The organism is Eubacterium ramulus ATCC 29099 (assembly GCF_000469345.1).
Lineage (GTDB): Bacteria > Bacillota > Clostridia > Lachnospirales > Lachnospiraceae > Eubacterium_I > Eubacterium_I ramulus.
On the sequence record NZ_KI271092.1, the window covers coordinates 128776 to 134057 of the forward strand.

Genomic DNA, 5282 nt, shown 5'->3' on the forward strand with positions numbered 1-5282 from the left:
TGTTTCACGTGAAACATTTCTGCCGTCCCTTTTCGTAATACGTCTTATTCCCAGCATTTACATCCGGCTGTTAAAATCCGTTAATACACGCTTTATGTAAAGCATTCATTCGCAATCCGCTTTCGCTACTTGCTCATGAACGCAGTCGCTTGCGCCCCATCAGTGAGAGTTTTTAGTTTCCACTGACATAAGCATTCCCCCGCTTAGTGCTTTACGCACTTAAAGCGGGGGAATGCTCATTCTGCGTTCAATTACGCATGTAGAAAAATATTTACCAGCTTTACAAATTTGTCTGGTGCTTCCAGCTGTGGAAGACACGTAGTATTTGGAATATATGCATCTTCAATTGCCGGATTAAACTCTTTATAATCATTGATGACATCCTCAATATAAGGATGTTCTTTTCCACCAATCAGGCAAATGCTGTTATTGATTTTCTTAATAGCAGATACAATATTAATATTTGTATAATAACTCTTAATGCTGGCCAGCAGATATTTGCCACCACCGTCACCAATATGTGCAGACTGATAATACGTATGAATCAACTTCTGTGGAACCAAATGTCCTTTATAATAGTAATTGTTTACAAAAGCATCGATAATCTGATTTCTGCTGACTGCCATATTATAAATAAAGGTTCCAATAATTGGAAGTTCAATCAAAAATTTGAGCATATTTTTTCTACGTCCGGGTGCTTTTGCCAGTTCATACAAATCAGTCGGGCAGACACCAACAATATGGTCGTAGTATTTTGCCTCCATCTGGCATGCCATCACTACAAAAGAAAGAGAATCACCAGTTGCAATAACATCTGTTTTTTCATTAATTACATTCGAAATAAACTCATTCATTAACTGTACATACAGATAATTTGTATATGTCATATTCGGTTTTTCAGAACGTCCGCATCCTAACAGATCAATAGCATATACGGTATGATTTTCTGCCAGTTTTTTCGTTACAGCTTTCCACTCATAAGAAGAAGCTGTAGGATCCAGATCATGAATCAGAAGAACCGGTTTTCCTTTACCACTTTTCGTGTAATAAATGTTTCCATATTTCCAATGATAATATTTACCACCGCTTGGCAGGTAATCTGTCATATGTGAAAAAACACTGATCAGCTTGTTTATAATAATAATCAGACCAGATACGATACATAATAGTAATGCAGAATTTTTAATATGCTTTTTCATCAATAAACCCCTTTCGTACTAATTTTCTTACTCTTTATATTATAATGCATTGACTGCTCAGATACAAATACTTTTCCATGATATCTATTATTATTTTATAAAACTGAAGTGAAAAGTTTATTTTATAAAGAGTACAACTTTTACGGCGCATCACTCGCATATGAACACTTTTGCAAACGACACGCATGGAATAATACAGTTCCATAATATTATTTCCGACAAATAAGAGCTTCTTTCATTAATTTTTTATAAATGTTTCACGTGAAACATTCTTTTCTCTGGATATCTAATTTAAAAAGTGATATACTCGTTTAAGTGATACGTCGAATACATTTTATATTCGGCACAGTAGACATATCAATATAGCATTTGTTTCCACTTCTATATTAATATGATACGAGTATAAATTAACAGGAATGAGGAAAAGTATGGGAAGAATTATCGCAATCGCAAATCAGAAAGGCGGAGTTGGAAAGACAACAACGGCAATCAATCTTTCCGCATGTTTGGCAGAAGCCGAGAAGAGAGTGCTTACCATTGATATGGATCCGCAGGGTAATACCACCAGCGGACTTGGTATAGACAAAAACAATTGTGAAAATACCATTTATCAGCTAATTTTAGGAGAATGCTCTTTTGATGAAGCACTGATTCATACGGAGTTTGAATATCTGGATTTAATTCCGTCAAACGTAAATCTGGCCGGTGCAGAAATCGAATTACTGAATATTGAAAATCGTGAATATGTACTGCACAATGAAATAGAAAAAATCAAAGACAACTATGACTTCATCATTATTGACTGCCCTCCTTCCTTAAATATGTTGACGGTAAATGCCATGACCACCGCCTCAACTGTTTTAGTGCCGATCCAGTGTGAGTATTATGCATTGGAAGGTCTTTCACAGTTGATGTATACGATCAACCTTGTACAGGAACGTCTGAACCCATCTTTACACATGGAAGGTGTCGTATTTACTATGTATGATGCCCGTACAAACCTCTCTCTGCAGGTTGTCGAAAATGTCAAAGAGAATCTGGATACTACAATCTACAAGACCATCATTCCAAGAAATGTACGTCTTGCAGAAGCACCAAGTCATGGAAAACCAATTAACATATACGACAGCAAATCCACAGGTGCAGAAAGCTATCGCTTACTTGCACAAGAAGTAATTGACAGAGAGGACGATTAAACATGGCAGCAAAAAAAGGAGGACTTGGAAAGGGTCTGGACTCTCTGCTGGTGAACAAAGTAAATGCAGATCACAGCAGCGATTCAACAATAGTTAAGGAAAAGAGTACAACTACCAAAAAGAAAAGTACAAAAAAAGAAACACCAGACACCATGGTAAAACTTTCCCTGGTGGAACCGAATCGTGAACAGCCACGAAAACATTTTGATGAAGATGGTCTGCTGGAGCTGGCAGAATCCATCAAACAATACGGCATCCTGCAGCCTTTGCTTGTGCAGGAAAAAAGCGGATATTATGAGATTATTGCTGGCGAACGTCGCTGGAGAGCCGCAAAACTGGCGGGGTTAAAAGAAATTCCTGTCATCGTCCGCAATCTGACAGAACAGCAGATTGTCGAAATTTCACTCATTGAAAACATTCAGCGTGAAGATTTGAACCCAATTGAAGAAGCACAGGCATTTCGCAGACTAATGGAAGAATTTCACATGAAACAGGATGAGATTGCAGACCGTGTATCCAAAAGTAGAACTGCTGTCACCAACTCCATGCGTTTACTGAAACTCTCCAAACAGGTACAGCAGATGGTCATTGATGAAATGATCAGCACTGGTCACGCACGCTGTCTGATCAGTATTGAGGATCCAGAATTACAGCATCAGCTGGCACTTCGTATTTTCGATGAAAAACTCAGTGTACGCGAAACAGAAAAACTGGTACGCAAATTATTACAGGAAAACAATGCTCCGCAGAAAAAGATAAACGATCCTGTATTATCTGCCATTTATGCTGACCTGGCAGATCAGATGAAACGAATCTTCGGAACGAAAGTAGAAATTCATCAGCGTAATGACCAAAAAGGTAAAATAGAAATTGAATACTACTCGCAGGATGAATTGAATCGTCTGATTGAACTTATTCAGAGCATCCAGCAGCAGTAACAGCCGCAAAACAGCAACAGCAACAGCAACAGCAACAGCAACAGCACATGATATAACTTTTAGTGAGGAAAATGCAAGTGGAATATTTAAAATTACATATCGAAGATCTGACCGGCATCAGCCTTGATGTAATCACAGTCGGTCTCGCCGCTCTTGTTTTGATCCTGATCATCATCATGATCGTCAATGGAGTCAAAATGAAAAAACTGAAAAAAAAGTACGAAGCGTTTATGGCAGGAAAAAATGCCGCATCCCTGGAAGACACTCTGGTAAAACGTCTGAATCAAGTAGAAGATCTGATTGCGTCTGACGAGCACACACAGGAAAAAGTACAGATGGTTCTGGATCACCTGGATAACACCTATCAAAAAGTTGGTCTGGTAAAATACGATGCATTTAATGAAATGGGTGGAAAATTATCATTCTCCCTGGCACTGTTAAACCGGAAAAACAATGGTTTTATTATTAACGCAATGCACAGCAGAGAAGGCTGCTATACATACATCAAAGAAATTATTGATGGCAATTCCGTGATTATGCTTGCGGAAGAGGAGAAAGAAGCTCTGGAAATGGCATTGGCTGACACTTATGAACAAGGGAAATAATCTATGATACATACATTTTTAAGATCCATTGGTTTCGGAGATCTTACAAAAAATGCTGATTTATATCTCATATTAGAATCCATTTTGAATCGTCCTGACGAGCAGAACATTGTCAAAGATGAATATGGAAATGAATTTGCTTGTTTCTCCAAAAGTTTTGGTACAGACATCGGCATTACCGTCTGTGGAAATTTTATCAATGATAAAGAATTTCGTATGGAATATTATTATCCATATCTGCACGGTTCTCAGATTACGACCTGTGAAACGATTGAAATTGAACGCCACGCTGCCAGAGAAGCCTTTGCCGGAATCTGTGACGAATTAAAACTTGGAGTAACACTGATTTTCTATATTGAAAATATTGCTGATATCCTCCATGCAAGAAAGAATGCCGTACACAATACAACTACAAGACCAGATAACGCCGTGCTGGCGGGACTTTCCACCGGCGGCAAAATCCTTCTGCCGATTATGAAAACATCAAAACAGCTGGCAAATAAGGAGAAATCCTCAGAAAAACGGCTAAGTCTCATGAAACAGGCCCGGGATGGAAATAAAAGTGCCATGGAAAATCTCACTATGAACGACATGGATCTTTATTCTTCCCTCTCCCGCCGTATTATGAAAGAAGATGTGTTGTCTATCGTGGAAAGCAGTTTTATTCCATATGGTATTGAAAGTGACCAGTATGTTGTCATCGGAGAAATTCTAAACTTCTATGAATCCGAAAATTCTCTGACTAACGAAAAACTCTGGATACTGAATCTTAACTGCAACAATCTGGTTTTTGATATTTGCATCAATCAGAATGATCTGCTTGGGGAACCACAGGTAGGACGCCGCTTCAAAGGTCGTATCTGGCTACAGGGTCATGTAAATTTCGGGTATTAGAAAAATAATGTAATTGAAAGAATTTGTCCTGATAGAAAAGGATATTGGAAAATCCTTTCAAGTCGAACGTACGTGAGACTTTGTGCGTGATTCTGGTCAGCGAACGCTGACATATTCTTCTCAGAATCACTGTACATCCTCGCGGAGCGTTTATCACTCAAAAATACATGGACAAACCGTCTCATATGCGGTATATTATTTCTAGGCAAAAAATATCTTGTACTTACGATAGAAAAGTTTAATTGAATACTGTTTACCATGATCGAACGTACGAAGCATGGTGGTCATAAAACAGATGCCAATGGTAATATCAAGGCACTTCCCAATTATTAGCTGGAGCAAACAATCAGCTCACTTTCAAAGCTTGACAGTTGGGGACTCAGAATAACTCAAATTGAACGCAGTCGCTTTGCGACCGACGTTCATGAGCAAGTAGCGAAAGCGGATTGC

General features: G+C 38.5%; 5 protein-coding genes. 4 read left to right on the forward strand and 1 reads right to left on the reverse strand.

All coding sequences use genetic code 11. The annotated features are described in order from the left end of the window. Positions 1–251: 251 nt before the first annotated feature. Positions 252–1199, reverse strand: coding sequence for an alpha/beta fold hydrolase (locus HMPREF0373_RS02950; protein ID WP_021738100.1), 948 nt, complete (start codon positions 1197–1199; stop codon positions 252–254). A gap of 428 nt (positions 1200–1627) precedes the next feature. On the opposite strand from HMPREF0373_RS02950, the gene HMPREF0373_RS02955 reads away from it, so the two are divergent. From HMPREF0373_RS02955 to HMPREF0373_RS02970, 4 genes are all read left to right on the forward strand, one after another. Beyond that, complete coding sequence (locus tag HMPREF0373_RS02955) at positions 1628–2395, forward strand: ParA family protein (protein WP_022035410.1); 768 nt, start codon at positions 1628–1630, stop codon at positions 2393–2395. 2 nt (positions 2396–2397) lie between these two features. After that, positions 2398–3333, forward strand: coding sequence for a ParB/RepB/Spo0J family partition protein (locus HMPREF0373_RS02960; protein WP_021738102.1), 936 nt, complete (start codon positions 2398–2400; stop codon positions 3331–3333). Between the two features lie 77 nt (positions 3334–3410). Further along, complete coding sequence (locus tag HMPREF0373_RS02965; RefSeq protein ID WP_336303077.1) at positions 3411–3938, forward strand: DUF4446 family protein; 528 nt, start codon at positions 3411–3413, stop codon at positions 3936–3938. Positions 3939–3941: 3 nt separating this feature from the next. After that, on the forward strand, positions 3942–4832 hold the full coding sequence (locus HMPREF0373_RS02970) for a DUF3881 family protein (RefSeq protein ID WP_021738104.1): 891 nt from the start codon (positions 3942–3944) through the stop codon (positions 4830–4832). Positions 4833–5282 lie beyond the last annotated feature (450 nt).

What these genes read in the sequence shown, in the direction of transcription:
- HMPREF0373_RS02950 (WP_021738100.1), bottom strand. Translation starts at nt 1,199, where the DNA reads ATGAAAAAGCATATTAAAAATTCTGCATTACTATTATGTATCGTATCT.
- HMPREF0373_RS02955 (WP_022035410.1), top strand. Translation starts at nt 1,628, where the DNA reads ATGGGAAGAATTATCGCAATCGCAAATCAGAAAGGCGGAGTTGGAAAG.
- HMPREF0373_RS02960 (WP_021738102.1), top strand. Translation starts at nt 2,398, where the DNA reads ATGGCAGCAAAAAAAGGAGGACTTGGAAAGGGTCTGGACTCTCTGCTG.
- HMPREF0373_RS02970 (WP_021738104.1), top strand. Translation starts at nt 3,942, where the DNA reads ATGATACATACATTTTTAAGATCCATTGGTTTCGGAGATCTTACAAAA.